This is a genomic window from Streptomyces sp. NPDC052773 (assembly GCF_044547145.1).
Classification (GTDB): domain Bacteria; phylum Actinomycetota; class Actinomycetes; order Streptomycetales; family Streptomycetaceae; genus Streptomyces.
This window is the reverse complement of record NZ_JBITZX010000001.1, coordinates 936,536-959,580: the sequence shown is the minus strand read 5'-3', so window position 1 is coordinate 959,580 and position 23,045 is coordinate 936,536. Positions and strand designations below refer to the sequence as shown.

Sequence of the window (23,045 nt, the reverse complement as noted above, 5' to 3'; positions counted from 1 at the left end):
GGTCTCAACGGGTGGTGGAAGACGTCTCGACGTGCGGACGGGCCGGGACGCGACCCGTGGCGGCGGTCCGCTCGGGCGCGCCCCGCCGGCCGCCGGACGTCAGCCGTACGGCGCCGATCGCCAGGCCGGTCAGGATGATCAGCGGCCACAGCACGTCGGGCAGGGCGCCGACCGCTCCGCCGAGGCCGAGCAGGACGAACGCCGCGGCGCGCAGCCGGCGCAGCCGCGCCGGTCCGGGTGCCGGTACGGCGAGCAGGACGCCGGCGACGAGCACGGCACCGCCGGCCGCCGGGTCGAGGGTGCCCAGCGCGTCGAAGGCGTCGCCGAGACCGCCGCGTACGGCGGCCAGCGGCGGCACGATCCAGAACCAGGCGAGTCCGGTGGCGGCGAGCGCGCCGGCCAGCCGTTCGGGCGTGCCGGCGCGGCGTCCGCGCAGGCTTCGCTCGGCGAGGTCGACGGCGTTGAACGGGCCGTACAGCACGGGCCGGCGGCCGAGGAACAGCGCGGGCAGGGCGGCCAGTTCGATGCCGCCGTAGCCGGTGGCGCCGGCGACGAGCACGGAGAACTCGACGTAGAGCGCGACGCCCAGGGCCGGGCCGTCGGGCAGGACTCCGATCGGGTAGAGCAGCATCGGCAGCAGGAGCAGCGCGCCGCCCGGCCAGCCGGACAGGCCCGTGCGCGCGCCGCGCTCCAGCAACGGCCGCAGCAGCACGAGGACTCCGGTGTAGGCCACGGCCAGCGCGAGGGCGGTGCCCGTCGCGGCGAGGAGTTCACCTCCGGTGTGGTCGGGAGCCTTGGTGCTCAGGATGTGCGTGAGCGCGGCACCTCCCGCGGCGACCCGCACGCTCCGCCCGACCGGCCCGGCGTCCCGCCCGAGGACGAGCCCCCGGCCACGACGGGCCGCACCCGCCGGTCCCCCGGTTCCCTGGGCCCGCCCGGCGCGACCCGCCCGCCCGGACCGCCCGGCCGTCGCGGAACCCGCCGGCCCGGCCCCGGATCCGCCCACCGCGCTCCCGGCTTCGCCGGTCCGTCCGGCCGCCGCCCGGGGAGCCGGCGAAGCGAACCCGGACCCGCCCACCGCGCTCCCGGCCTCGCCGGTCCGTCCGGCCGCCGCCCGGGGAGCCGGCGAAGCGGGCCCGGACCCGCCCACCGCGCTCCCGGCCTTGCCGGTCCGTCCGGCCGCCGCCCGGGGAGCCGGTGAAGCCGGCCGGGGCGTACCCGCTGTGGTCCCGGCCTCGCCCGTCGGTGTGCCTGCCGGGCTCCCGGCTCCCTGTGTCGGTCCGGCCGCCGCGCGCGTGCTCGCCCGGTCGGGGCCGGGCGTGGTCGGGGCGCTCACAGTTCCACCCGGACGCCGTAGCGGCGGAGCCAGTCGTTGAGGCCGAGGAGCATCTCGACGTTGGCGCGGGCGACCCAGGCGCGCATGCCGCTGTCCAGGACGGACGGGTCGTCGATGAGGGCGCGGACGCCGGCGGTGTCGGCGAGCGGGGCGGCCGGTGCGGAGGGATCGGCGAGCAGGGCCGTCATGCCCTCGCACAGCGCGTGGCCGTAGGCCGGGTCCTGGGTGACCGGGTAGGGGCTCTTGGCGCGGTTGACGACGTCGTCGGGGAGCAGGTCGGCGACGGCGGCGCGCAGCAGGGACTTCTCGCGGCCGTCGAAGCTCTTCAGCGACCACGGCACGTTGTAGGCGTAGGTGACCAGGCGCCAGTCGCAGAACGGCATGCGGGTGCCGAGGCCGGCCGCCGAGCCGAGCGACTCGTCGTGGCTGAGCAGGGTCTCCAGCCAGCGGGTGAGGTGGAAGTAGGTGATCTCCCGCATGCGCAGGGTCTGGCCGCTCTCGCCGTCCAGCCGGGGCACCTCGGCCATGGTGGTGGCGTACGCGTCGGCGCAGTAGCCGTTGAGGTCGAGCTTGCCGAGCAGGTCGGGGGCGAGCAGGTCGCCGCCCAGGCCGTGCTTGCCGCCGCCGAAGCGGGCCATGGCCACCCAGGGCAGGGTGGGGGCCTCGACGAGTTCCTTGTTGTGCACCCAGGCGAAGCCGCCGAAGACCGCGTCGGCGATCTCGCCGAGCAGGACCGAGCCGACGTGTTCGCGCACCGCCCGGCACAGCAGGTGCAGGGAGGTGTTCATGTTGCCGAGCGGGCTGGGCACGTCCTTGGCGCGCAGCACCGCCGCGCGCACCGCCGGGTCGATGATGTCGGCGGTGTCCAGCACCAGGTCGGTGTGCTCGGTGCCCAGGTGGCGGACCACGGACTGCACGAAGGGCGCGTCGGGGCTGCCCCAGATTTCGTCCTGCTTGAACTCCTCGGCGGAGCCGAAGGAGACGGTGAAGGTGCGCACCGTGCCGCCGCCGCGCTCGGCGAGCGCCTGGTGGGCCAGCGCGGTGACGGCGCTGGAGTCGATGCCGCCGGACAGCAGGATGCCGGGGACGGCCCCGGTGCCCAGGCTGCGGCGGACGGAGGCGCCGAGCAGCTCGCGGACCCGGGCGATGGTCTCCGCCTGGTCGTCGGTGTGCTCCTGGGCGGTGAGCTGCCAGTAGCGGTACGCGGTCCGGCGGCCCCGGGAGAAGCGCAGCACATGGCCGGGCGGCACTTGGGCGAAGCCCTTGAGGATGCCGTGTCCGGCGGTGCCGGCGTAGGAGAACAGCTCGCGCAGGCCGTCGGCGTCGATGACCGGCTCGACCGCCGGGTGGGCGAGGATCGCCTTGCGCTCGGAGCCGAACAGCACGCCCGTGGACAGCGGGTAGTAGAAGAGCGGCTGATTGCCGAGCCGGTCGCGGGCCAGCACCAGCTCCTGGTCGCGCTCGGACCAGATCGCGACGGCGAACGCGCCGTCGAGGTGCTCGGCGAACCGCTCGCCCCAGCGCAGGTAGGCGCGGCCGACGAGTTCGGCCTGGGTGACGGGCCGGCCGGTCACGCCGAGGTCGGAGCGCAGCGCCTCGGCGTCGTACAGGGTGCCGGTGACGGCGGCGGCGAGCACCGTGCGCCCGCCTTCCTCCAGAACCCACGGCTGGCGCGGGGCTCCGGTACCGTCCGCGTCGGACCAGCGGGTGCCGAGGGCGGCGTGCTCGGCGCACCACAGCCGTTCGCCGTCGGGGCCGCGCTGGGCGAGGGAGGCGGTCATGGCGAGCAGGGCGGGGCGCTCGCGCCGCAGGTCCCGCTCGTGGTCGATCCATCCAGTGATTCCGGACACGGCGTGGGGCTCCTCTCGGTAAGGGAGCCACAGGCTGGCCGCGCCACCTCGAGTTTGACTGGACGGCCTCTCCAGCAGTCGTGCGGACGATGCTCCCGGACGGGATCCGGGCGATTCGGGTCCGGCCGTTCGTACCGGAAGGGAGTGTGGCTGTGGGCAAGGAGCCCGAGGAACTTCAGGAGCGGTCCGAGGAGTCGACGGACGTTCTGATCGTGGGCGGCGGGATCACCGGACTGAGCTGTGCGCTGTTCCTGCGCCACCACGGGGTGCGCTGCGTGCTGGTGGAGCGGCACGCGTCGACCTCCGTCCACCCCCGGGCGTGGGGGTGGTACCCGCGGACGCTGGAGCTCTTCCGGTCCGCCGGGGTGGAGGAGCCGGTGCTGCGGGCCGCCGCCGGTTACGCGGAGCACCGCCGTCAGGCGACCGTGGAGTCGCTGGCGGGGCGGGAGCTGAAGGCGGTGATGCTGCCGGAGCCGGGCGATCTGAGCGCGGTGACGCCGTCCCGGCAGATCGCGCTGGGCCAGGACGTGATGGAGCCGATCGTCCGCGAGGCCGCGGACCGGGCGGGCGCGGTGCTGCGCTACGGCACCGAACTCACCTCGTTCGAGCGGCCGCAGGGCCCGGACGGCCCGGTCGTCGCCACGACGAAGGACCGCGGCACCGGGGAGGAGCGGCGCGTGCGCGCCCGCTGGCTGGTCGCCGCGGACGGCGGGCGCAGCCCGGTGCGGGAGACGCTGGGGATCCGCCGGGTCGGCCGCGGCACCCTCCAGCACCAGGTGAGCATCCTGTTCCGCGCGGATCTCGCCGGGCCGCTGGCCGGGCGCCGGTTCTCGATCTGCCAGATCGAGAACGCGGACATGAGCGGCGCGGTGCTGGGCCACGACGACACGCTGCGGCGGGGCACCCTCATCCTCCAGTACCGCCCCGAACGGGGCGAGAGCCCGGAGGACTTCGACACCGAGCGCAGTGTGCGGCTGGTGCGTTCGGCGATCGGCGCCCCGGACGCCGACGTCGAGATCATCGGCGTACTGCCGTGGGAGCTGGCCGCGCTGTCGGCGGAGCGGTTCCGGGACGGCTCGGTGTTCCTGGTCGGGGACTCGGCGCATGTGATCCCGCCGATCGGCGGCTACGGCGCCAACACCGGCGTGCACGACGCGCACAACCTGGCCTGGAAGCTGGCCGCGGTGCTGCGCGGCGAGGCCGGCGAGGGGCTGCTCGACACCTACGACGCGGAGCGCAGACCGGTCGCGGAGGCCACCATCGAGCAGGCCCAGCTGCGGCTGCTGGTGCGTTCCGGGCGGGCCGGGGAGGAGCAGCGCCGGGCCACCGTGGACGTGCTGGCCGTGATGCTCGGGCACGCCTATCCGGCCGCCGCCGAGCCGGGAGTGCCGCTCGCGATGTTCCGGGAGCCGGCGAAGCTGTCCGGCGAGCCGGGCACGCGCGCCCCGCACGTCCCGGTGCTGCTGCGGGACGGCGGCGAGGAGCGTCCGGGCTCCCTGCTGGATCTGTACGGCTCGTCCCTGGTGCTGCTGTGCGGCGCCGACGGTTCGCCGTGGCGGCGGGCCGGCGAGGACGCGGCGCGGCGGGCCGGGGTGCGGCTGCGCACGGTGGCGTTCGGCGCGGCGGTGCGGGACGTGTCGGAGGACGGCTGGCACGCGCGGTACGGGGTGACGGCCGACGGCACGGTGCTGGTGCGTCCCGACGGGTTCGTGGCCTGGCGGTCGGCGGGTGCCCCGGCGGACGGTGCCGCCGCGCTGGAGGCGGCGCTGCGCCGCACGCTGGCGCGGGACTGAGCGCGCGGGAAGGGGCCGCCGTCCGGGAGGACGGCGGCCCCTTCGTTCGTGCCGGGCGGAACGGCCTTACGACACGCGGAAGTTGGCCATCATCGCCATGTCCTCGTGCTCGAGGTTGTGGCAGTGGAAGACGAACTTGCCGGTGTAGTCGTCGAAGCGGACGAGCAGGCTGAGCTTCTCGTTGGGCATCATGCGCGCGGTGTCCTTCCACCCGACGTCCTCGGGGTTGACCGTGGTGGAGCCGCCGCGCTTGTACACCTGGAAGGGCGACAGGTGCAGGTGGATGGGGTGGTGGGTGGTGGAGCTGAACTCCCAGATCTCGATCTCCCCGCGCTTGACGTCGGCCCAGCTGCGGTCGGTGGAGAACGGATAACCGTTGATCTTGTAGACGTAGTGCCCGTTCTCCTGGTTGCGGGCCAGGGTGAAGGACCGGGTGCGGACCGCCTTGGCCGGGTCGAGGCGTTCGACGGTGGAGAGCGTCGACGGCACGGACGTGTTGTCGGTGATCTTGTCGCCGACCACGAACTGCATGATCTCCGCGGTGGAGCCGTCCCCGAGGCTGTTCTTGACGGTGACCTTCGTCCCCGGCGCGTAGGCGCCGAAGTTGACGATCACGTCGAAGCGTTCGCCCGGCACCATGTAGATCGAGTCCATCTCCTGTGGCCGGGCGAGCAGACCGCCGTCGCTGCCGATCAGCGTGAAGGGCTCGCCGGTCGGGGGCTCCGGGTCCAGCTTGACGCGGTAGCGGCGGGCGTTGGAGGCGTTGACCAGCCGCAGCCGGTGGCGGGCGCCGGGGACCTCCAGGCGCGGCCAGGGCACCCCGTTGACCAGGATGACGTCGCCGGTCATGCCGTTGTGCGCGTCGCCGGTGACGCCGGGGGTGGTCTTCAGGGACGGGTCGACGGACGGGTAGGCCAGCGCGCCGTTGGAGTCGAACGCCCGGTCCATGATCATCACGGGGATGTCGCGGTCGCCCTTGGGCAGCGGCAGCGCGTCCTCCTCGTCGTCGTGGACGAGGTACAGGCCGGCCAGTCCGCGCCAGACCTGGGGTCCGGTGAAGTCCATCCGGTGGTCGTGGTACCAGAGCGTGGCCGCCCGCTGGGCGTTCGGGTACGTGTAGTTCCGGGTGCCCTCGGCGGTGGTGCCCTCCATGGCCACACCGGAGTGGTGCCGGTGGGCCGACGCCGTCCACCCGGACGTGGGCAGCAGCAGGTCGGTCGGGTAGCCGTCGCTCTCGGCCGGCGTCTTGCCGCCGTGCAGATGGGTGACGATCGGCACGGGCAGGTCGTTGCGGGTGCGGACGACCGCCGTACGGCCCTTGCGGACCTTGAAGGTGGGGCCGGGGAACGTGCCGTTGTAGCCGAAGATCTCGGTCTGCACGCCGGGCAGGATCTGCACCTTGGTGGCGTAGGCCCGGACGTCGAAGTAGTCGGTGGTGCCCTCGGACGACGTCGGCGTGATGACCGGCGGCCGCTTGAAGGCGAGGCTGAAGCGGGCCGGCAGCGGCACGTCCCCGGACTCTATGACGCCCTCGCCGTCGCCGCCGTTGTTGCAGCCGGCGGCGAACGGGAGGATCAGTCCGGTGGAGGTGGCGCCTAAGGCGCCCAGGAAATGGCGTCGGGAAAGAGACATGTGCCTTCCTAGTCGATGACGATGAGCGAGCGGTCCAGCGTGGTCAGGAGCCGGTTGCCGCCGGGCTCGACGACAAAGGGGTCCTCTACATGGACGCCGCCGAGCCCGAATTCGTAGTACGGCGTCTCGGAATTGACGACGGTTCCCTCCTCGATCACGTCCCCGTTGCCGGGGGTGAGCAGGACCGGCTCGTAGATCTCCGCGCCGATGCCGTGACCGACGTGGTGCCGGCGGTAGTGCGGCACCCCGGCGGCGCGGACCGCCTCCACGGTGCGGTCGAACAGCTCGCCGCCCGTCATGCCGGGCTTGGCGCCGTCCAGCGCGGCCTGCTCACCGGCGAGCATCGCCGCGTAGGTCGCCGCCAGCCGGGGCGAGGGTGTGCCGAAGCTGGCGGTCCGCGCGATGTCGGACCAGTAGCCGCGCCAGGTGCAGCCCACGTCGAACCAGATGGAGTCGCCGCGGCGCAGCGGGATGTCCGTCGGCCGGGTCTGGCCCAGCACGCCGTCCCGGCCGAACTTGATCAGGGTGAACCGCGGGCGTCCGCCCGCCCGCGCGACGGCGGTCTCGAACTCCCGCACCATGTCCCGCTCGGTGACGCCCTCGGCGGCGATGCCCAGCGCGGCCCGGATCCCGGACTCGGCGATCGCGGCGGACTCGGCGATCCGCCGCACCTCCGCCTCGGTCTTGACCTTGCGGACCTGCTGGAGGACGGCCGCGGCGGGGCGCACCGCGGCGGCCGGCAGGGCCTCGGCGAGCCGGTCGAGGAAGCCGAGCGGGGCGGCGTTCTCGTCCACGCCGATCCGGGCCCCGGCCAGTCCGGCCTCGGTGAGGATGCGCACCAGGGCGGCCAGGGCGTCCGGCGCGGGCGCGGCGTCCACCCCGACCTCCTTGAACCGCTCCTCGCGCGGGGTGAGTTCCAGCCCGTCGGGCAGCACCCGGTGGAAGGTCCCGTAGGCGACGACGCCGCTGAGCGCGGTGGTGGCGTCCAGGAACTGGTCGACGTCGCCGCGCGAGCTGGCGAAGTACGGGGCGTCCGGGCGGTCCCGGGTCACGACGGCCAGGGCGCGGCTGCTGTACGGGTGGTTCTGGCCGCCGACGCTGGAGATGCCCGTCAGGTAGAGGACGTTCTCCGCCGAGGTGGCGACCAGGGCGTCCAGGCCCGCCTCGTCCAGGTGGCGGGCGAGCCGCCGGGAGCGCGACGCGTCGGCGGTCACAGCGCGAGCCTCACCCGGTAGTGGTCCAGCCACAGGTTCAGCTGGAGCATCAGCTCGACGTCGGCGCGGGCCATCCGGTCCTTGGTGAGCCGTTCCAGGCTCGCCGCGACCGCCGCGGCGGCCTCCACGTCCATGATCTGCCGCACCGGGGCGTCCGGGTCGGCGAGCACCGCCTTCATCGCCCGCTGGAGTCCGGCCGGGTAGTCGGGGTGGTTCGAGACCGGGGAGGCGCTGCGGTGCCGGTTCAGCACCGACTCGGGCAGCAGGTCGGCGACGGCCGCGCGCAGGATGCCCTTCTCGATGCCGCGCCGGTTGTGCATCTCGTTGGGGATGTTGTACGCGTACTGGACCAGCTCGGGGTGGTTGATCGGGGTACGCAGCTGGAGGCCGGCCGCCGAGTAGGAGCCCGCGTCGATGCCGAAGCGGGTGTTCATCAGGTAGGCGACGCGCCGCATGTGGCGCTGCCACTCGTCCTCCTCGGGCAGGTACTCGACCTCGGCGACCGCGGTGGCGTACACGTCGCGGTAGTAGGTCCCGAAGTCGAGTGCCCGCAGCGCGTCGGCGTTGAACAGGCCGGTGCCGAACCCGTTCGCGGCCCCGAACTTCTGGGCGAGCGCCACCCACGGGAAGGTCCCGGACAGCACCAGGTCCTTGTGTGTGAACCAGGTCGCGCCCTGGAAGTACTTGTCGCCGCCGTACCCGGCGAAGACCACCTTGCAGCCCTCCTGCGCGGCGCGCTGCACCGTCAGGTACTGGGCGGTGTCCATGTCGTACTGGCGGGTGGGGAAGTCCTTCGACTTCAGCATCCCGACCCGCACGATCGGGTCGAGGATGTCCCCCGTCTCCAGCTCCACCAGGGTGTGGTCGGCACCGATGTGCTGGGCGACCTCGGTGGCGAACGGGGTGTCGTGCGTGCTGCGCATGACGTCGGCGCGGAACTCGCTGCTGCGGAACTCGATGGTGAAGGCGCGCAGGCTGCCGCTCTGCGAGCGGGCCAGCGAGTCCGCGGCCAGGCCCGCCACGGCGGAGGAGTCGGCGCCGCCCGAGAGCATCACCAGCATCTGGGAGGGGTCGTCGGTCAGGTTGTCCTCGACGCTGCGCGCCAGGATCTCCCGGACCGTCGCGACGGTCGTGTCGTAGTCGTCGGTGTGGGGCTGGGTGCTGATGCCCCAGTACTTGGTGCGCTTGAGACCGTCGCGGCCCCAGCGGGCGATCTCGGCGGCGCCGATCCGGTCGAAGCCGGAGAAGATCCCGCCGTGCGGCAGGGCCTGCGACACCGCCTCGCGCAGACCGGCCGCGTCGACGACCGGGTCCACCTCCGGGTGCGCGAGCAGCACCTTGCGCTCGGAGCCGAACACCATGCCGGTCGCGGTGCGCGTCCAGTACAGCGGCTGGCCGCCCAGGTGGTCGCGGGCGAGGATCATCTCCTCGGTACGGCCGTCCCAGATCGCCACCGCCCAGGCGCCGGTGAGCCGCGGCAGGAAGTCGGCGCCCCACTCCCGGTAGGCGTGCGCGACCAGCGCCGTCGGCCCGGCCGACGCCGGCACCCGCACCCCGGCCGCGGCCAGGTCGGCGCGCACGGCCTCGGTGCCGGTCGGCCAGCCGGTGACACAGGCGACGATGTCGTGCCCGGCCGCCGGCAGCACGAACGGCTGTTCGTCCGTCAGCCCGTCCAGATGCAGCAGCCGGGCCCCGAGCGCGGCGTGCTCCCCGGTCCACACCGCCTCGCCGTCCGGCCCGCGCTGCGCCAGCGTCGACGCCATCGCCGTGACGACCGGCCGATGCCTGCGCAAGTCCCTTTCGAAGTCGATCCAGCCAACGAGCCCGGACACGGCGTCACCTCTCGTCCACGTCTGTCGGTTACGTCTGTGAAGGTCACCGGCAGCATCCGCGCGCACGGTCGCGCCGCGGACGCACCCCGCTAGAGCCGCGGTCGACACCGCAGGCCGCGCCACCCGCTCGTCGAACGATCCTCGAGCCGTCCTCCGTGGTTCCTGCGGACAGTGGCGGCGACCAGAGTCGTGTACTTCGAGGAGGCGTACGTGACCACCCACCCGACCGTGCCGCGCAGCTCCTGGCTCGCGCTCGGCGCGGTCCTGCTCGCAGGATTCCTGCACACCTTCGACGTGACCGTGGTGAGCATCGCCGCGCCGTCGGTCCAGGACGGACTCGGCGCGTCCGACGCGGCCGTGCAGTGGCTGCTGGCCGGCTACAGCCTCGCCTTCGCGCTGCTGCTGGTCACCGCGGGCCGGCTGGGCGACGCGTACGGGCGACGGCCGCTGGTGCTGTGGGGGATCGTCGCGTTCACCCTGGCCTCGGCGCTGTGCGCGGCGGCGCCGAACGCCGCGGTGCTGATCGCGGCCCGGGTGCTCCAGGGCCTGTCCGCGGCCCTGCTGGCCCCGCAGATCGCCCCGGTGATCATCCTGCTGTTCCCCAAGGAGCGGCGCGGTCCGGCGTTCGGGGTGCAGGCCGCGGTGATCGCCGCCGCCACCTGCGCCGGTCCGGTGCTCGGCGGACTGCTCGCGCACGCCGACCTGTTCGGCCTCGGCTGGCGGGCCGTGTTCCTCGTCAACCTGCCGGTGGGCGCGCTCGCCTTCGTGCTCGCCGCGCGCTGGCTGCCCGCCGAACGGGCCGAGCGTGCGCCCCGCCTGGACCTGGTCGGCGTGGCGGTGGCCACCGCGGGCCTGCTCCTGCTGCTGGTCCCGCTGGTGCAGGGCCGGGAGACGGGCCACCCGCTGCTGCTGATGCCCCTGGCCGTGCTGGGCGTCGCCGTGCTCGCCCTGCTGTCCCCGCTCCAGCGCCGGGCCGAACGCGCCGGCCGCACCCCGCTGCTCGCCCCCGGCCTCTTCCGCGGCCGTGCCTTCCCGGCCGGCGCCGCGGTCAACTTCCTGGTGCTGGGCGCGGTGGCGTCCTTCTTCCTGGTGTACGTCGTCCACCTCCAGGACGGACTGGGCTACAGCGCGCAGAAGGCGGGCTTCACCCTGCTGCCCTTCGCGGTGTCGGCCGCGCTCGCGTCGGGTGCGTCGGTCCCGCTGACCGGACGCCTCGGGCGCCCCATGCTGGAGTGCGGCGCGCTGCTGATGGCGGCCGGCACCGCGGTCCTGCTCTGGCAGACCGTGGACCAGGGTTCCGCCCTGCGCCCCCTGCACGTCCTCCCCGGCCTGGTCCTGTGCGGCGCGGGGATGGGCCTGCTGAGCCCCCCGCTCTACAACATCACGCTCTCCGCGATGCCCCACGGCGGCATCGGCTCGGCCAGCGGCGTGTTCTCCACCTTCGGCCAGATCGGCAACGCGTTCGGCGTGGCCCTCGTGGGCTCGGTCTTCTACGGCCTCGCCGCGGGAGCGTCGGACTCCGTCCGCGCGGTGTCCTGGGCGCTGGGCTGCCAGCTCGTGATGTACGTGCTGGCGCTGGTCCTGCTGCGGGTGGGGCTTCCCCGGCCGGCCCGGGCCGCGGCGCCCGGGCCGCGCGCGCCGGTGCGGGAGCATCAACCGCAGTGACTCGTCCCGGAGCTCGCCCCCGGTCGTCGTACTCCGGCCGGGGGCGCAGTGCTGGGCCGGGGTCGTTCGCGGGGTGCGGGCCGGTGGGGGTTGTTCGCGCAGTTCCCCGCGCCCCTTGAGGGCTGGGTCCACTGGTCCCACCCGAAAAGGGGCGCGGGGAACTGCGCGACCGGCCACGGACGGCCCGCGCTCCGCAACACACCGGCACCCCTACGGCGCTCCCGCCCCGCCTTACCTCGCTCCCCGCACACCGAAGGGCGCCGCCACGGAGGTGAACCCTCCGCGACGGCGCCTTGAGAGCGTGGACCGGGGTCAGGCCGGGGCGATCTCCCGGACCACCTCGGTGACATGCATCGCACCGCCCTTGCGGTACGGCTTCAGCTTCAGCCGATGCGCCAGGTGGCGCTCGGTCACCTCGAACGAACGGAAGCTCGCCTCGGACGTCCAGTCGCTCAACACCCAGTAGACGCCCTCCTCCTCGGTGTCACGGACCAGCGCCTGGCCGAGGTTGTCCGGTTCCCGGGAGATGGACTCCCCCACTTCCCGCCAGGTCCGTTCGAAGTCCGCGGCCATCTCCGGGAAGATCTCCATCCGCAGGATCACCCTGTGCGTCACCGTTCCGCTTCCTTTCCCTCGTCGGTCGTCGCGGCGGTCGTCCCGTCCCGGCCGAGCAGCCGTGCCACGACCGCGCGCAGCGTGTTGCGGGCGAAGACCGGCGCGTCCGCGCAGCGCCAGGCGACCACGCCGTCGGGCCGCACCAGCACCGCGCCCTGCGCCGTCACCCCGTACCGCTCCGGCCACCTGTCCTCGACATCGGTCAGCTCCGCACCGATGCCGTGGACCTCCAGCGGCACCCCGAGTTCGTGGGAGACCGCCGTGGCCGCCTCCCGCCAGGCCCGGTTGTCGGGGCCGGTCAGCAGGACCGGGCGGGAGCCGAACAGGTCCAGCACGGACAGTTCGGCGCCGCCGCGGCGCAGCCGCAGATGCGGGGCACGGCTGCCGGGCCGGCCGTCGTTCTCGGCGGACCAGACGCCGTATCCGGGCAGGATCCCCTCGTCCCAGGGGGTGACGGCGGAGGAGCGGTACCGCCAGGACAGCCAGACGAGGGCGTCCTCGACGATGCCCGGGTGCACGGGGGGCCGCTCGCCGGGCTCGTCGACGAGGCGCGGCCGGTCCTGGGAGCGCAGCACGGCCTGCTCGACGGTGGCCTCGCTGATCGGCCGGCGTTCCTCGTCGTAGCTGTCGAGGAGCGCGGGCCCGGCCCAGCCGTCGAGGACGGCGGCGAGTTTCCAGGCCAGGTTGTGCGCGTCCTGGATGCCGGTGCTGGAGCCGAAGCCCCCGCTGGGCGGCATCACATGGGCGGCGTCCCCGACCAGGAACACCCGTCCGTCGCGGAACCGGTCCGCGGTGCGGGCCGCGCCCTCCCAGGGGGACACGGACAGGATCTGCGGGGTGAGGCCGGGAACCCCGGTGGCGGCCCGGACCAGTTCGGCGCACCGCTCCTCGGTGAACGACTCCAGGTCGCTCGTGGCGGGGTCGTAGGCGATGTGCAGCAGCCACTCGGTGGCGTTGTCCAGCGGCATCAGGGCGCCGCGCACCCGCTCGTTGAACGTGTAGCACATCAGGAACCGGCGGCCGGCGAGCTGCTCGGTGAGGTCGGCCCGGAAGTGCACGTTGACGTAGTGGCCGAGCGCTTCTCCCTGGAAGGGGATGCCGAGCGTCTGCCGGACCCCGCTGTGCGCGCCGTCGGCGGCGACCAGGTAGCGGGCCTTGACGGTGCGCTCGGCGCCGGTGACGCGGTCCCGGACGCGGGCGGTGATCTCCTCGCCCGGGGGGCCGTCCTGGGTGAAGGAGAGCAGCTCGGTGTGGAAGCGCAGGGCGACGCCGAGCCGTTCGGCGCGGCCCCGCAGCACGTCCTCCAGTTCGCCCTGGTGGCACAGGCACCAGCCGGTCGGGGACAGCGAGCCCACGTCGGCGCCCACGTCCATGACGTACTTCTCGTCGAGGGCGCCGAGTTCGGGCCCGGCCAGCGAACGGGCCGCGATCACGCCGGAGTTGCCCGCGAGCAGGCGGGCGGAGGGCATGGCCCGGATCTCCTCCTCGACGCCGGCGGCGCGCATCAGCTCCATGGCCCGCGGATGGACGCCGCGGGCGCGCGGGTGGCCGGAGAGTTCGGGCTGCCGCTCGATCAGCAGGCAGTCCACGCCCTGCCCGGCGAGGAAGACGGCGGTCGAGAGTCCTGCGAGTCCCCCGCCGACCACCAGGACATCGGTGTTCCGGAGCGTGCTCCGGGTGGTACTCAGCACAGTGTCACCTTCCTTGCCGGGGTTGGTGTTCGACGAGCACGGACGCGTCCTTGTCCCCGTCTCCGGCGGCCAGGACCTGGGCGAACCGCTCCCGCACCGTGCCCAGGACGGGCATCTCGGTGCCGAGTCCGGCGGCCGCCTCCAGCGCGATCCGGATGTCCTTCTCCATCAGCTCGGAGCGGAAGAAGGCCGGCTCGTAGGTGCGCTTGAGCATCAGTTCGGCGCGGAACCGCATCACCAGGGAGCTGAAGCCGCTGGCCGAGACGACGCCGATCAGCTGGTCGCGGTCCAGTCCGGCCGCGGTGCCGTAGTCGACGGCCTCGGCGAGCGCGGCGACCTGGGCGCCGAGCAGCAGGTTGAGGATCAGCTTCATGCTCGCGGCGTTGCCGGGGGCGCCCACGTGGACGACCTCGCTGCCGATGGCCTCGAGGACGGGGCGGGCCTCGTAGAGGTCCTCCGACGCTCCCGAGACGAACACCCGCAGCTCGCCCTTGCGGGCCTGGAGCGGGTTGCCGACGACACAGGCCTCGACCCGGCGCAGTCCCTCGGCGGCGAGCCGCGCGGCGGCCTCGCGGGCGTAACCGGGGGACACGGTGGAGGTGTCCACGACGACGGTGCCGGGGGCGAGGACGGGGACGATCCGGCCGAAGAGGATCTCCTCGACGGCCGCCTCGTCGCTGAGGCTGAGCATGACGATCCGGTGTCCGGCCGCCGCGCGCTCCGGGGCGTCGGCGAGCCGTGCGCCGCCCTCGACGAGCGGGGCGGCCTTGGCGGGGGTCCGGTTGAAGACGGTCAGGGTGTGCCCGGTGTCCAGCAGCCGCCGGGCCATGCCGCCGCCCATGTTGCCGAGGCCGATGAACGCCAACTGGCGGTCTGTCATGGTGGGTTCTCTTCTCTGTGATCTCAGGACACGGTGATCTCGGGAAGCGGTGATCTCGGGACACGGTGATCTCGGGACACGGTGATCTCGGGACACGGTGATCTCGGGAAGCGGTGTTCCGCGGACCACCCACTGTCGAGTGGGTGGCACGCGCCGCTTGCCGGGCGGGCCCGCCGGGGCCGCTCAGTACGCGGCGTCGACCTCGTACACGGCGAACGGCGCGCCGGTGCGGTCGTCGCGGAAGGGCCGCAGCGGGGCGGTGTCGTGCCGGTGGTCGGGTCCGGCCTCCCAGGCGCGGAAGGCCTCCAGCGACTCCCAGCGGCTCAGCACGGCGAGCGAGGTCGGGTCGTGGGGGCTGCGCAGCAGTTCGTTGCCGAGCATGCCGGGCGCCCCCGCGAGCCGTTCGCTCACCTGGTGGTACGCGGCGCGGACGGCGGCGAGCTGCTGCTCGTCGTACGCGGCCTGGTACACCACGACCCGCACCTCGCCGCCCGCGCCGCCGGCCCCGCCCGCACCGCCCGCGCGGTCCTCACCGGGCATCGGCGGCCGCCCTGCCCTCGATGCGGTGCAGCACCTCCATGACGTGGAAGGTGCCGCTCCTGCGGAACGGGTGGAGGGTCGCCCGGTGCTCCAGGTGGGCCGGGCTCTCCTCGAACGCGCGGAACCGCGGCTCGTCCACCCAGTCGCTGACGATGACGTAGGTGCTGCCCTCGGGCCCCTCCTCGCGGGACAGCGACTGCCCGAGGCTGGCCGGGTGGCCGGTGACCGCCTCGGTCCCCTCCAGCCAGGCCTTCTCGAAGTCGGCCTCCTTGCCCGGCTCGATCTCCATGCGCAGCATCACCCGGAAGGCCATCAGGAGATCCCCCCGTCGACGCCGATGGTGTTGCCGGTGACGTACCGGGACAGGTCGCTGGCCAGCCACAGGATCGCGCCGGCGACCTCGTCGGGGGTGCCGAGGCGGCCCAGGGCGGTCTTGGCGCCGTAGCGTTCGGCCATGAGCCGGCGCTGCTCCTCGGGCATGGCGTGGAAGTTCTCGGTCTCGATGACGCCGAGCGCGACGACGTTGAAGCGGATGCCCTGCGGGCCGAACTCCTTGGCCAGCGACCGGTTGAGGCCGACCAGGGCGGCCTTGGTGGTGGTGTAGTGGGCGCGCAGCGGGATGCCGGCGTCGACGGCGCGGGAGCCGATGGACACCACCGAGGAGCCCTCGCCGAGCAGCGGCAGGGCGTGCTGGATGACGAGGTGGGCGCCGGTGACGTTGGTGTTGAGGATGCGCTGCCACTCCTCCAGCGGCAGCTCGGCGTACGGGACGTGGCTGATCGCGCCGGCGTTGTTGACGAGCAGGTCGAGGCGGTCGCCGTGCAGTTCGCGCACCTTGGCGAGCAGGGCGGCGATCTCCTCGGGCTGCGACAGGTCGGCGCGCAGCACGTGGTGGTCGCCGCCGGTCTCCTTCAGTTCCCGCTCCAGGGAGGCGACGTACTCGCTGTCGCGCTGGTAGCAGGTGACGACGTCGACGCCGGCGCGGGCGAGCGCCAGCACGACGCCTCGGCCGACACCGCGCGTGCCACCGGTGACCAGGGCTTTCTTGCCCTTGAGGCCGAGATCCATGGGGGTACCTCCGTAGTACGTCGATGGGTCAGAGCAGGAAGCCGAGGGCGGCGCAGTTGGCGACGAGCGCGACGATGGTGAGCACACTGCGCCGCTGGTTCCACGCGCCCCACTCGCGGCGCGGGTCCCGGAAGTCCCGGGGCAGGTTGTCCGGGTCGATGGTCCGCATCCACCGGTTGACCGGCGCGTTCTTGGTGACCGAGATCAGCGCGGTGGCCGCGGCGAGGACTCCCGCGACCGCGAAGAGGGTGCGGGCCGCGGCGTCGGCGGTGCCCACCGCCAGCACCGCGTCCAGGACGACGGTGGCGACCAGGCAGATCGGCATCGCCGGGTCGTAGCGCTGCCCGAAGAACGCGTGGGCGTGCACATAGCGGTCGGTGGGCAGCGACGCGAGGTAGGGGAAGCCGCCGAGCTGGGTGCCGAAGAGGACCCCGGCGGCCAGGCCGTTGCAGAGCAGGAGCAGGGGGGTGACGAGATTCAGCACCGGGGGCTCCTTCAGCGGGTGAGCACGCGTGCCGCGGCCTCGACCCGCTCCTTGATGAGCGCCATCTGCACCTTGGTGTTGATGTTGAGGTGCTCGGTCATCGCGTCGTCGGTCGCGGGCGCCTCGGGCTTCATGTGGAAGTCCTGGACCCACCGCATGCGCACCCCGCCGCCGGGCTCCTCGGTGTACTCCCAGTAGATCTTCATGAACTCGAACGGGCCTGTCTCCACCCGCTCGGCGCGCACGGTGCGGGTGGCGGCGTCGCTGGTGCGCCGGGAGACCCAGCTCCAGACGTTGCCGTCCTCGTCGGGGTGCATGGTGAGCCGGAAGACGATCGTGTCGCCGTCCCGCTCCAGCACCTCGGCGGAGGCGTACTCGCTGAACAGGTCGGGCCAGTTGGGGACGTCGTTGGTCATCTCCCAGACGACGTCCATGGGGGCGTCGATGACGATGTGGTTGTCGGTGTGTCCGGCCATGACAACTCCTCGGTACGCGGTGGTTCGGTACGCGGTCGTTCGGTACGCGGGTCGGTCGGTACGCGGATCGGTCGGTGAGCGGAAGCGGACGGGTCAGCGGCCCAGCACCAGCGCCGACGCGAACCCGCCGTGGCCGCGGGCCAGCACCAGCGCGTGCCGCAGCGGCAGCTCCCGCGGCGCCCCGGTGACCAGGTCGACGGCGAGCCCGGGGGCGACCTCGCGGATGTGCGCGGTGTGCGGGATCACGCCCTCGCGCAGCGCGAGCAGCGCGGTGGCCACGTCGAGCGGTGCCCCGCCGCCGTACATCCGGCCGGTGAGCGTCTTCGGCGCGGTGACCGGGACGCCGTACGGCCCGAAGACGGCGGCGATGGCCTCCGCCTCGTCGCGGTCGTCGGCCGGGACGCCGGAGGCGTCGGCGAAGACGACGTCGATGTCGGACGGGGCCAGTCCGGCGTCGGCGAGGGCCTGTTCGGCGGTGCGGCGCAGGGCGCGCGGGCGGCCTGAGCCGGGGGCCGGGTCGAAGCCGGCGGCGTAGCCGAGCACCCGGCCGTAGCCGGTGCCCGCGCCGCGCTCGGCGGCCTGTTCGGCGCTCTCCACGACGAGGATCGCCCCGCCCTCGCCGGGCAGGTGCCCGCAGGCCTCGGCGTCGAAGGGCAGGTAGGCGCGCTCCGGGTCCTGGACGGTGGACAGCCGGCCGGTGCTCAGCTGCGCGGTGAGGCCGTAGGGGCACAGCGAGGCGTCGGTGCCGCCGGTGACGACCAGCCGGGAGCCGCGGCGGATCAGCCGCCGGGCCTGGCCGATGGCGTCGAGTCCGCCGGCCTGCTCGCAGGCGAGGACCCCGCACGGGCCGCGCATCTTGTGCCGGATGGACAGCTGGCCGGTGGTGGCCGCGTAGAACCAGGCGATGGACTGGTAGGCGCCCACCCAGCTGGGGTCGTGCTGGTAGAGGGCGGTCATCTCCTTCTGGCCGAACTCCGTGCCGCCGGAGGACGAGGAGGTCACGACGGCCATCTCGTACTCGGGGATGGCCCCGACGTCGGCCCCGGAGTCGGCCAGCGCGGCCTCGCCGGCGGCCAGCGCGAGATGCGTCCAGTGGTCGGTCTGGGCGATCAGCCGGCTGGGCACGCTCTCGGTGGCGTCGAAGCCCGGCACCTGACCGGCGTACCGCACCGGGTACGGCGTCGGGTCGAAGCGTTCGATGCGGCCGATCGCCGACTTCCCGGCCAGCACCGACGACCAGTGGGCCTCGACGCCGATGCCGGTGGGCGCGCAGATCCCGAGTCCCGTGACGACGGGAGCGGCGGACACGCTCATTTCACTCCCCTCTTCCCGCGGCGGCGGCCGCGCTCCCGGGCCGGGCCAGCACCATCGCGCTCTGGAAGCCGCCGAAGCCGCTGCCGACGGAGAGCACCACGTCCATGGCGTGCTCCCGGGCCGTGATCGGCACGTAGTCCAGGTCGCAGAGCGGGTCCTTGGTGGTCAGGTTGGCGGTGGGCGGGACCACCTGGCGGTCCAGCGCCAGGGCGCAGGCGGCCACCTCGATGGACCCGATCGCGCCGAGCGAGTGCCCGACCATCGACTTGATGGAGCTGACCGGGATGTCGTACGCGTGCTGTCCGAGGCTGCGCTTGAAGGCGGCGGTCTCGTGACGGTCGTTCTGCTTGGTGCCGGAGCCGTGCGCGTTGATGTAGCCGACCGCGGTCGGGTCCAGCCTCGCCTGGTCCAGCGCGACGGTGATGGCCTCCGCCATCTCCCGTCCGTCGGGCTTCAGCCCGGTCATGTGGTACGCGTTGCTGCGGCCGGCGAACCCGGCGATCTCGGCGTAGATCCGGGCCCCCCGGGCGAGGGCGGCCTCGCGCTCCTCGACGACCATGACGGCGGCGCCCTCGCCGAGCACGAAGCCGTCGCGGTTGCCGTCGAAGGGGCGGGAGGCGTGCTCCGGGTCGGAGTTGTTCGGGGTGGTCGCCTTGATCGCGTCGAAGCAGGCGGACGTGATGGGCGAGATGGGCGCGTCGGTGGCGCCGGCGATCACGATGTCCGCCGAGCCCTCCTCGATGAGCTGCACCGCGTGCCCGATGGAGTCCAGGCCCGAGGTGCAGCCGGTGGAGACCAGGGCGACCGGGCCCTCGGCGCCGGTCTCCCAGGCGACCTCGACCGCCAGGGTGGAGGGCACCATGTAGCCGTACAGGTGCGGGACGCCGTACTCGTGGTCGACGAGCCACTTCTTGCCGCTGTCGGAGAGCGTGACGTACTCCTCCTCCAGGCCCATGGTGCAGCCGACGGCGCTGCCGAGGGAGACGCCGACCCGCTCGGGGGCGACGGCGGACAGCTCGAGCCCGCTGTCCTCCACCGCCTCCCGGGCGGAGACCACCGCGAACTGCGCCGCGCGGTCCATCCGCCGGATCTGACGCGGGGTCAGTCCGGCGGCGGCCGGGTCGAAGTCCACCTCGGCGGCGACCTGCGAGCGGAACGCCGCCGGGTCGAACAGGGTGATCCGCCGGGTGGCCGTACGGCCCTCGGACAGCGTCCGCCAGAAGGCCTCCCGGCCCACCCCGCCCGGCACGACCGCGCCGATGCCGGTGATGACGGCACGTCGGATCACCGCGCACCGCCGACATCGGGGTTGGACTGCTCGGGGCGCTGGGCCGGCTCGGTGTCGACGTGGCCCAGCTCGGGGCGGGGCGCGAGCGGCGACAGGTGGAAGGCGCAGCGGGCGGTGGTGTCGCCGGTGTTGACCAGGCGGTGGCGGACCCCGATCGGGACCAGCAGCGAGTCGCCGGCGCCCAGGGCGAGGACGTCCCGGCCGTCCAGCGTCATCTCCAGGCTGCCGTCGATGACGTGGATGAACTCCTCGGAGTACGGGTGGTAGTGCTCGGTCACCCAGTCGCCGGGCTCCAGGGTCATGACGCCGCCGAAGCCGGAGCCGCAGCCGACCGTCTTGGGGCTGAGGGTGACGCGGATGTCGCCGCCGCGCTTGGTGTTGGCCTCGACCTCGTCGGCGGCCACCTTCACGGTGCGGGTGATGGCGGTGGTCACTGGATCCGCCCTCCGTCCTTGGTCCAGATGTAGAAGGGCTCGGCCATCGCGTCCTTGGGCTCTTTCCAGTCCGGGTCGTAGGGCTCCACGCACTGGGCGAGCCGGGTGTTGATGTCGTCGTAGAGCGGGTGGCTGCGGGCCCGGTAGAGGTTGTCGTTGATGTCCTGGTCGGCCTCGACCAGGTGGAAGTACAGGCCGTGGAACCTGAAGAGCGTGCGACGGCTGACGCCGATCATGTGCGGCAGGTCCGTCGAGTCGGAGTCCTCGAAGATCTTCGCGATGTCGTCCGTCTTGTCCGGCCGCAGCTTGGCGACGATCAGGGTGCGGTGCACGTCGTCCCTCCCATTCGGGTCGGTGTTCGGAAGGGAACGTCGCACCCGGGTCTGGAGGGTGGCTCGAACTCCCCTTCAGTGAGGGGACCTCGAGCGGGACCCGAGCCGGCGGGCCTGTGCTGGGCGGGGACCGTTCCCCGTCACGCAGGAAGAGAGGGCACAGGCATGCCGTTCGCAGCCATCACGTACGACATCAAGCCGGGCTACGAGAAGGAACTCACCGAGATCTTCGGCAATTTCAAGCGGGTGCGCGGCAGCCGGGTCGAGGACGCCTCGGGTGAACAGGCCGGCACGATCGTGGCCACGGCGGTGTTCCTCCGCGACGACACGCTCGTCCGGGTCATCGAGTACACCGGCGACCTCGAGGCGGTCGCCCGGCACATGGCGTCCCAGCCGGGCGTACGCGAGGTCGAGCGCAAGCTCAAGCCCTACCTCAGCAAGCCCCGCGACACCGACACCGTCGAGGGCTTCGTCGCCACGTTCAAGCGCAGCCTCCTGACCACGGTGGCCCAGATCTCGGCACGGGACGTACCGTCCCCGGCGTGAACATCCGATGACGCACGAGGGTGCCCCGCAACGAGGGCACCCGTCCCCATCTCAGGGGCGCGGGGAACTGCGCGACCAGCCACGAACGACCCGCGCCTGACAACGCAAAGCAACGCAAACGCACCGAGGCCGCACCCCCGTTGGAGGGAAGTGCGGCCTCGGTGCGCAACCGTTCTCACATCGCCGTCAGAGCCGCGGCGTTCACCGCCAGGGCCACCACCGCCAGGACGGTCCGCAGATAGTGATAGCGACGCCACAGCGGACGCGGATCCTCCCAGTCCGCCGGAATGACCCCCGGATCGGAGATCGCCTTCACCCGCCGGTTGATCGGCACGTTGCACAGATGGGACACCCCGGAGACACCGAGCAGCAGCACCGCCCCGACCACGAAGAGCACCCGCGCGGACCCCTCGGCCAGCACGGCGAGCACCGCGTCGGCCAGCGTGCTGCTCAGCACGATCACCGGCATGGTGGGATCCCAGTTCCGCCCGAGCAGCTGGTGCGCGTACACGTACGTACCGGTCTCCATCGCGAACAGCGCGGGCAGCACGCTCAGCGCGACGGCGAACAGCACCCCGGCGGTGACGCCGCTGCCGACCAGCGCGGCGACGCCCAGCACCTCGGTCATGACGCCGCGGCCCCCGCGGGGTGGGTGTCCACGGTCAGCTGGGCGACCCGCCGCATGGTGGCGTTGCGGAAGTACGCGGCGAACGCCTCCGGCGTTCCTGTGTCCCGCGGCTCCGCGAGGAACGGCGCCAGCCGGGCCTCCGCGGAGTGCACGCCCTGCTGGGCGGCCATGTGCCGGCCGATGGCCGCGAAGTCGCCCTCGTAGTGGATGACCCGGACCACGATGTCGTCCTTGACGAACACCGCGGTGCCGAGGAGCCGGCCGGCCGGCGTCCCGCCTTCCCCCGCGAAGTCGGGGGTGTCGACCCGCTGGAACTCCTCGAAGATCTTCGCGATCTCGTCCTCGTGGCCCGGCTTCACGCGGTAGGTGATGGCTGCGTAGGGCATCAGATTCCTCCGTCGACTTCGATGGTGGTGCCGGTGACGTACGCGGCGGACTCCCCGGCGAGGAACAGCACCGCGCCCGTCACGTCCTCGGGACTGCCCAGCCGGCCCAGCGCGGTGAGCGCGGCGAGCTTCTGGGCCACCGGGGGCGGTGGTCCGCCGTCCGGCTCGGTGCGGGTCACGCCGGGCGCGACCAGGTTGACCCGGATGCCGCGCGGTCCCAGCTCCTTGGCGAGGGCCCGGGTGAACCCGATCAGCGCGGCCTTGGAGGCGCTGTAGTGGACGCCGAACGGGCGGCCCCGCAGCGCCACGGACGCGCCGACGTTGACCACCGACGCGCCCTCGGCGAGTGCCTTGAGCAGCGCGTGGGTGACCAGGTAGACGGACGTGGTGTTGTGGTCGATCACGCGGCGCCACTCGTCGTCGTCCAGCTCCGCGAAACCGCGGTGCCCGTCGACGCCGAGGTTGTTGACCAGGACGTCCAGGCCGCCCTCGCCGAACCGGCCGGCGACCGCCCGGGCCAGCGTCTCGGCGCCCTCCCGGGTGGTCAGGTCGGCGCGTACGGTCTCGGCGTCGGCGCCCAGCGCCTCCAGCTCGGCGGCCAGCGACTTCGCCGCCTCGTCGTCATGGCCGTACGACACGACGAGCCGGGCGCCGGCCCGGGCGAAGGCGAGTGCCGTCGCCCGGCCGATGCCCTTGGTGCCGCCGGTGACGACCACCCGCCGCGCCCCGGCAAAGGCGCCGGGCGCGGCGGACGCGGCGGTCGAGGCGGTTGCGGTCACCGGACCGCCCCGGCCCGCGGTGCCACGCTGATCAGCTGCAGCAGCATCCGCGGGGTCTCCGCCTCGCCGACGGCGTCGTCGTCCAGCACGATGCCGTACTTGCGGTTGATCACGCTGGTGACCTGGAGCAGGGCGAGGGAGTCGTAGCCGAACTCCAGGAACGGGGTGTCGAGGGCCTCCTCTCCCTCGAGTGCCATGCCCTCCTCCGGGGCACCGACGCATTCGAGCAGCAGCTCGCCGAGTTCGGACAGGGTCATGTCGC

The 23,045-nt window shown here is 73.3% G+C and carries 24 protein-coding genes; 3 read left to right on the top strand and 21 right to left on the bottom strand.

Features of this window, described 5'->3' with window-relative positions:
- Positions 1-4 precede the first annotated feature (4 nt).
- Both ACIG0D_RS04440 and asnB read right to left on the bottom strand, forming a co-directional pair.
- Entirely contained in the window at positions 5-844 is an 840-nt protein-coding gene (locus tag ACIG0D_RS04440) for a DUF6410 domain-containing protein (protein WP_399796179.1), read from the bottom strand.
- 488 nt (positions 845-1,332) lie between these two features.
- Positions 1,333-3,186 (bottom strand): asparagine synthase (glutamine-hydrolyzing), encoded by a 1,854-nt coding sequence (gene asnB / locus ACIG0D_RS04435; protein ID WP_399796178.1) that lies wholly within the window; start codon positions 3,184-3,186, stop codon positions 1,333-1,335.
- Between the two features lie 152 nt (positions 3,187-3,338).
- Here asnB and ACIG0D_RS04430 point away from each other — a divergent pair, with 152 nt between their 5' ends.
- Positions 3,339-4,979, top strand: coding sequence for an FAD-dependent oxidoreductase (locus ACIG0D_RS04430; protein ID WP_399796176.1), 1,641 nt, complete (start codon positions 3,339-3,341; stop codon positions 4,977-4,979).
- Between the two features lie 66 nt (positions 4,980-5,045).
- Here ACIG0D_RS04430 and ACIG0D_RS04425 read toward each other — a convergent pair whose 3' ends face one another.
- Genes ACIG0D_RS04425 through ACIG0D_RS04415 form a run of 3 tightly spaced genes read right to left on the bottom strand, consistent with a single transcriptional unit; the run spans position 5,046 to position 9,657 of the window.
- The gene (locus ACIG0D_RS04425) at positions 5,046-6,611 is read right to left on the bottom strand and encodes a multicopper oxidase family protein (protein WP_399796175.1); all 1,566 of its coding nucleotides are present in this window, start codon (positions 6,609-6,611) and stop codon (positions 5,046-5,048) included.
- An 8-nt stretch (positions 6,612-6,619) separates the two neighbouring features.
- Positions 6,620-7,825, bottom strand: coding sequence for a M24 family metallopeptidase (locus ACIG0D_RS04420; protein WP_399796174.1), 1,206 nt, complete (start codon positions 7,823-7,825; stop codon positions 6,620-6,622).
- Positions 7,822-9,657, bottom strand: coding sequence for an asparagine synthetase B family protein (locus ACIG0D_RS04415; RefSeq protein ID WP_399796173.1), 1,836 nt, complete (start codon positions 9,655-9,657; stop codon positions 7,822-7,824). Before ACIG0D_RS04415 ends, ACIG0D_RS04420 begins: the two co-directional genes overlap by 4 nt.
- 171 nt (positions 9,658-9,828) lie before the next feature.
- On the opposite strand from ACIG0D_RS04415, the gene ACIG0D_RS04410 reads away from it, so the two are divergent.
- Entirely contained in the window at positions 9,829-11,322 is a 1,494-nt protein-coding gene (locus ACIG0D_RS04410; RefSeq protein WP_399796172.1) for an MFS transporter, read from the top strand.
- 312 nt (positions 11,323-11,634) lie between these two features.
- On the opposite strand, the gene ACIG0D_RS04405 is transcribed toward ACIG0D_RS04410, so the two are convergent.
- The 12 genes from ACIG0D_RS04405 to ACIG0D_RS04350 form a co-directional block, all read right to left on the bottom strand.
- On the bottom strand, positions 11,635-11,937 hold the full coding sequence (locus ACIG0D_RS04405) for an antibiotic biosynthesis monooxygenase family protein (RefSeq protein ID WP_399796171.1): 303 nt from the start codon (positions 11,935-11,937) through the stop codon (positions 11,635-11,637).
- Entirely contained in the window at positions 11,934-13,628 is a 1,695-nt protein-coding gene (locus ACIG0D_RS04400) for an FAD-dependent oxidoreductase (RefSeq protein ID WP_399796170.1), read from the bottom strand. Before ACIG0D_RS04400 ends, ACIG0D_RS04405 begins: the two co-directional genes overlap by 4 nt.
- Before the next feature lie 4 nt (positions 13,629-13,632).
- Positions 13,633-14,508 (bottom strand): NAD(P)-dependent oxidoreductase, encoded by an 876-nt coding sequence (locus ACIG0D_RS04395; RefSeq protein ID WP_399796169.1) that lies wholly within the window; start codon positions 14,506-14,508, stop codon positions 13,633-13,635.
- 183 nt (positions 14,509-14,691) lie between these two features.
- Positions 14,692-15,048, bottom strand: a complete 357-nt coding sequence (locus tag ACIG0D_RS04390; protein WP_399796168.1) for an antibiotic biosynthesis monooxygenase family protein — start codon at positions 15,046-15,048, stop codon at positions 14,692-14,694.
- The gene (locus ACIG0D_RS04385) at positions 15,038-15,361 is read right to left on the bottom strand and encodes an antibiotic biosynthesis monooxygenase family protein (protein WP_399796167.1); all 324 of its coding nucleotides are present in this window, start codon (positions 15,359-15,361) and stop codon (positions 15,038-15,040) included. Before ACIG0D_RS04385 ends, ACIG0D_RS04390 begins: the two co-directional genes overlap by 11 nt.
- Positions 15,361-16,116 (bottom strand): SDR family NAD(P)-dependent oxidoreductase, encoded by a 756-nt coding sequence (locus ACIG0D_RS04380; protein ID WP_399796166.1) that lies wholly within the window; start codon positions 16,114-16,116, stop codon positions 15,361-15,363. Before ACIG0D_RS04380 ends, ACIG0D_RS04385 begins: the two co-directional genes overlap by 1 nt.
- A gap of 28 nt (positions 16,117-16,144) precedes the next feature.
- Complete coding sequence (locus ACIG0D_RS04375; protein ID WP_399796165.1) at positions 16,145-16,600, bottom strand: DUF1772 domain-containing protein; 456 nt, start codon at positions 16,598-16,600, stop codon at positions 16,145-16,147.
- 11 nt (positions 16,601-16,611) lie between these two features.
- Positions 16,612-17,076 carry an SRPBCC family protein gene (locus tag ACIG0D_RS04370; RefSeq protein ID WP_399796164.1) on the bottom strand — a complete coding sequence of 155 codons (465 nt, stop codon included), beginning with the start codon at positions 17,074-17,076 and terminating at the stop codon, positions 16,612-16,614.
- Between the two features lie 93 nt (positions 17,077-17,169).
- A complete protein-coding gene (locus tag ACIG0D_RS04365; protein ID WP_399796163.1) occupies positions 17,170-18,390 on the bottom strand; it encodes a ketosynthase chain-length factor in 1,221 nt (406 codons plus the stop codon).
- 1 nt (position 18,391) lies between these two features.
- Entirely contained in the window at positions 18,392-19,678 is a 1,287-nt protein-coding gene (locus tag ACIG0D_RS04360; protein ID WP_399796162.1) for a beta-ketoacyl-[acyl-carrier-protein] synthase family protein, read from the bottom strand.
- Positions 19,675-20,112 (bottom strand): cupin domain-containing protein, encoded by a 438-nt coding sequence (locus ACIG0D_RS04355; protein ID WP_399796161.1) that lies wholly within the window; start codon positions 20,110-20,112, stop codon positions 19,675-19,677. The genes ACIG0D_RS04360 and ACIG0D_RS04355 overlap by 4 nt, the downstream gene beginning before the upstream one ends.
- Positions 20,109-20,444 carry a TcmI family type II polyketide cyclase gene (locus ACIG0D_RS04350; RefSeq protein ID WP_399796160.1) on the bottom strand — a complete coding sequence of 112 codons (336 nt, stop codon included), beginning with the start codon at positions 20,442-20,444 and terminating at the stop codon, positions 20,109-20,111. Before ACIG0D_RS04350 ends, ACIG0D_RS04355 begins: the two co-directional genes overlap by 4 nt.
- Before the next feature lie 165 nt (positions 20,445-20,609).
- Between ACIG0D_RS04350 and ACIG0D_RS04345 the strand changes: the two genes are divergently transcribed.
- The gene (locus ACIG0D_RS04345; RefSeq protein ID WP_399796159.1) at positions 20,610-20,990 is read left to right on the top strand and encodes a SchA/CurD-like domain-containing protein; all 381 of its coding nucleotides are present in this window, start codon (positions 20,610-20,612) and stop codon (positions 20,988-20,990) included.
- Positions 20,991-21,165: 175 nt separating this feature from the next.
- Here the strand turns inward: ACIG0D_RS04345 and ACIG0D_RS04340 are convergent, their stop codons facing one another.
- From ACIG0D_RS04340 to ACIG0D_RS04325, 4 genes are read right to left on the bottom strand one after another with little or no spacing between them, the layout of a single operon-like run.
- Positions 21,166-21,618 (bottom strand): DUF1772 domain-containing protein, encoded by a 453-nt coding sequence (locus ACIG0D_RS04340; protein ID WP_399796157.1) that lies wholly within the window; start codon positions 21,616-21,618, stop codon positions 21,166-21,168.
- On the bottom strand, positions 21,615-22,004 hold the full coding sequence (locus tag ACIG0D_RS04335) for a SchA/CurD-like domain-containing protein (protein WP_399796156.1): 390 nt from the start codon (positions 22,002-22,004) through the stop codon (positions 21,615-21,617). The genes ACIG0D_RS04340 and ACIG0D_RS04335 overlap by 4 nt, the downstream gene beginning before the upstream one ends.
- Positions 22,004-22,783 carry an SDR family NAD(P)-dependent oxidoreductase gene (locus ACIG0D_RS04330; protein ID WP_399796155.1) on the bottom strand — a complete coding sequence of 260 codons (780 nt, stop codon included), beginning with the start codon at positions 22,781-22,783 and terminating at the stop codon, positions 22,004-22,006. The genes ACIG0D_RS04335 and ACIG0D_RS04330 overlap by 1 nt, the downstream gene beginning before the upstream one ends.
- Positions 22,780-23,040, bottom strand: a complete 261-nt coding sequence (locus ACIG0D_RS04325; protein ID WP_399796357.1) for an acyl carrier protein — start codon at positions 23,038-23,040, stop codon at positions 22,780-22,782. Before ACIG0D_RS04325 ends, ACIG0D_RS04330 begins: the two co-directional genes overlap by 4 nt.
- Between the last annotated feature and the right edge of the window lie 5 nt (positions 23,041-23,045).

What these genes read in the sequence shown, in the direction of transcription:
- ACIG0D_RS04425 (WP_399796175.1), bottom strand. Translation starts at nt 6,611, where the DNA reads ATGTCTCTTTCCCGACGCCATTTCCTGGGCGCCTTAGGCGCCACCTCC.
- ACIG0D_RS04395 (WP_399796169.1), bottom strand. Translation starts at nt 14,508, where the DNA reads ATGACAGACCGCCAGTTGGCGTTCATCGGCCTCGGCAACATGGGCGGC.
- ACIG0D_RS04390 (WP_399796168.1), bottom strand. Translation starts at nt 15,048, where the DNA reads ATGCCCGGTGAGGACCGCGCGGGCGGTGCGGGCGGGGCCGGCGGCGCG.
- ACIG0D_RS04385 (WP_399796167.1), bottom strand. Translation starts at nt 15,361, where the DNA reads ATGGCCTTCCGGGTGATGCTGCGCATGGAGATCGAGCCGGGCAAGGAG.
- ACIG0D_RS04380 (WP_399796166.1), bottom strand. Translation starts at nt 16,116, where the DNA reads ATGGATCTCGGCCTCAAGGGCAAGAAAGCCCTGGTCACCGGTGGCACG.
- ACIG0D_RS04370 (WP_399796164.1), bottom strand. Translation starts at nt 17,076, where the DNA reads ATGGCCGGACACACCGACAACCACATCGTCATCGACGCCCCCATGGAC.
- ACIG0D_RS04365 (WP_399796163.1), bottom strand. Translation starts at nt 18,390, where the DNA reads ATGAGCGTGTCCGCCGCTCCCGTCGTCACGGGACTCGGGATCTGCGCG.
- ACIG0D_RS04345 (WP_399796159.1), top strand. Translation starts at nt 20,610, where the DNA reads ATGCCGTTCGCAGCCATCACGTACGACATCAAGCCGGGCTACGAGAAG.
- ACIG0D_RS04340 (WP_399796157.1), bottom strand. Translation starts at nt 21,618, where the DNA reads ATGACCGAGGTGCTGGGCGTCGCCGCGCTGGTCGGCAGCGGCGTCACC.
- ACIG0D_RS04335 (WP_399796156.1), bottom strand. Translation starts at nt 22,004, where the DNA reads ATGCCCTACGCAGCCATCACCTACCGCGTGAAGCCGGGCCACGAGGAC.
- ACIG0D_RS04325 (WP_399796357.1), bottom strand. Translation starts at nt 23,040, where the DNA reads ATGACCCTGTCCGAACTCGGCGAGCTGCTGCTCGAATGCGTCGGTGCC.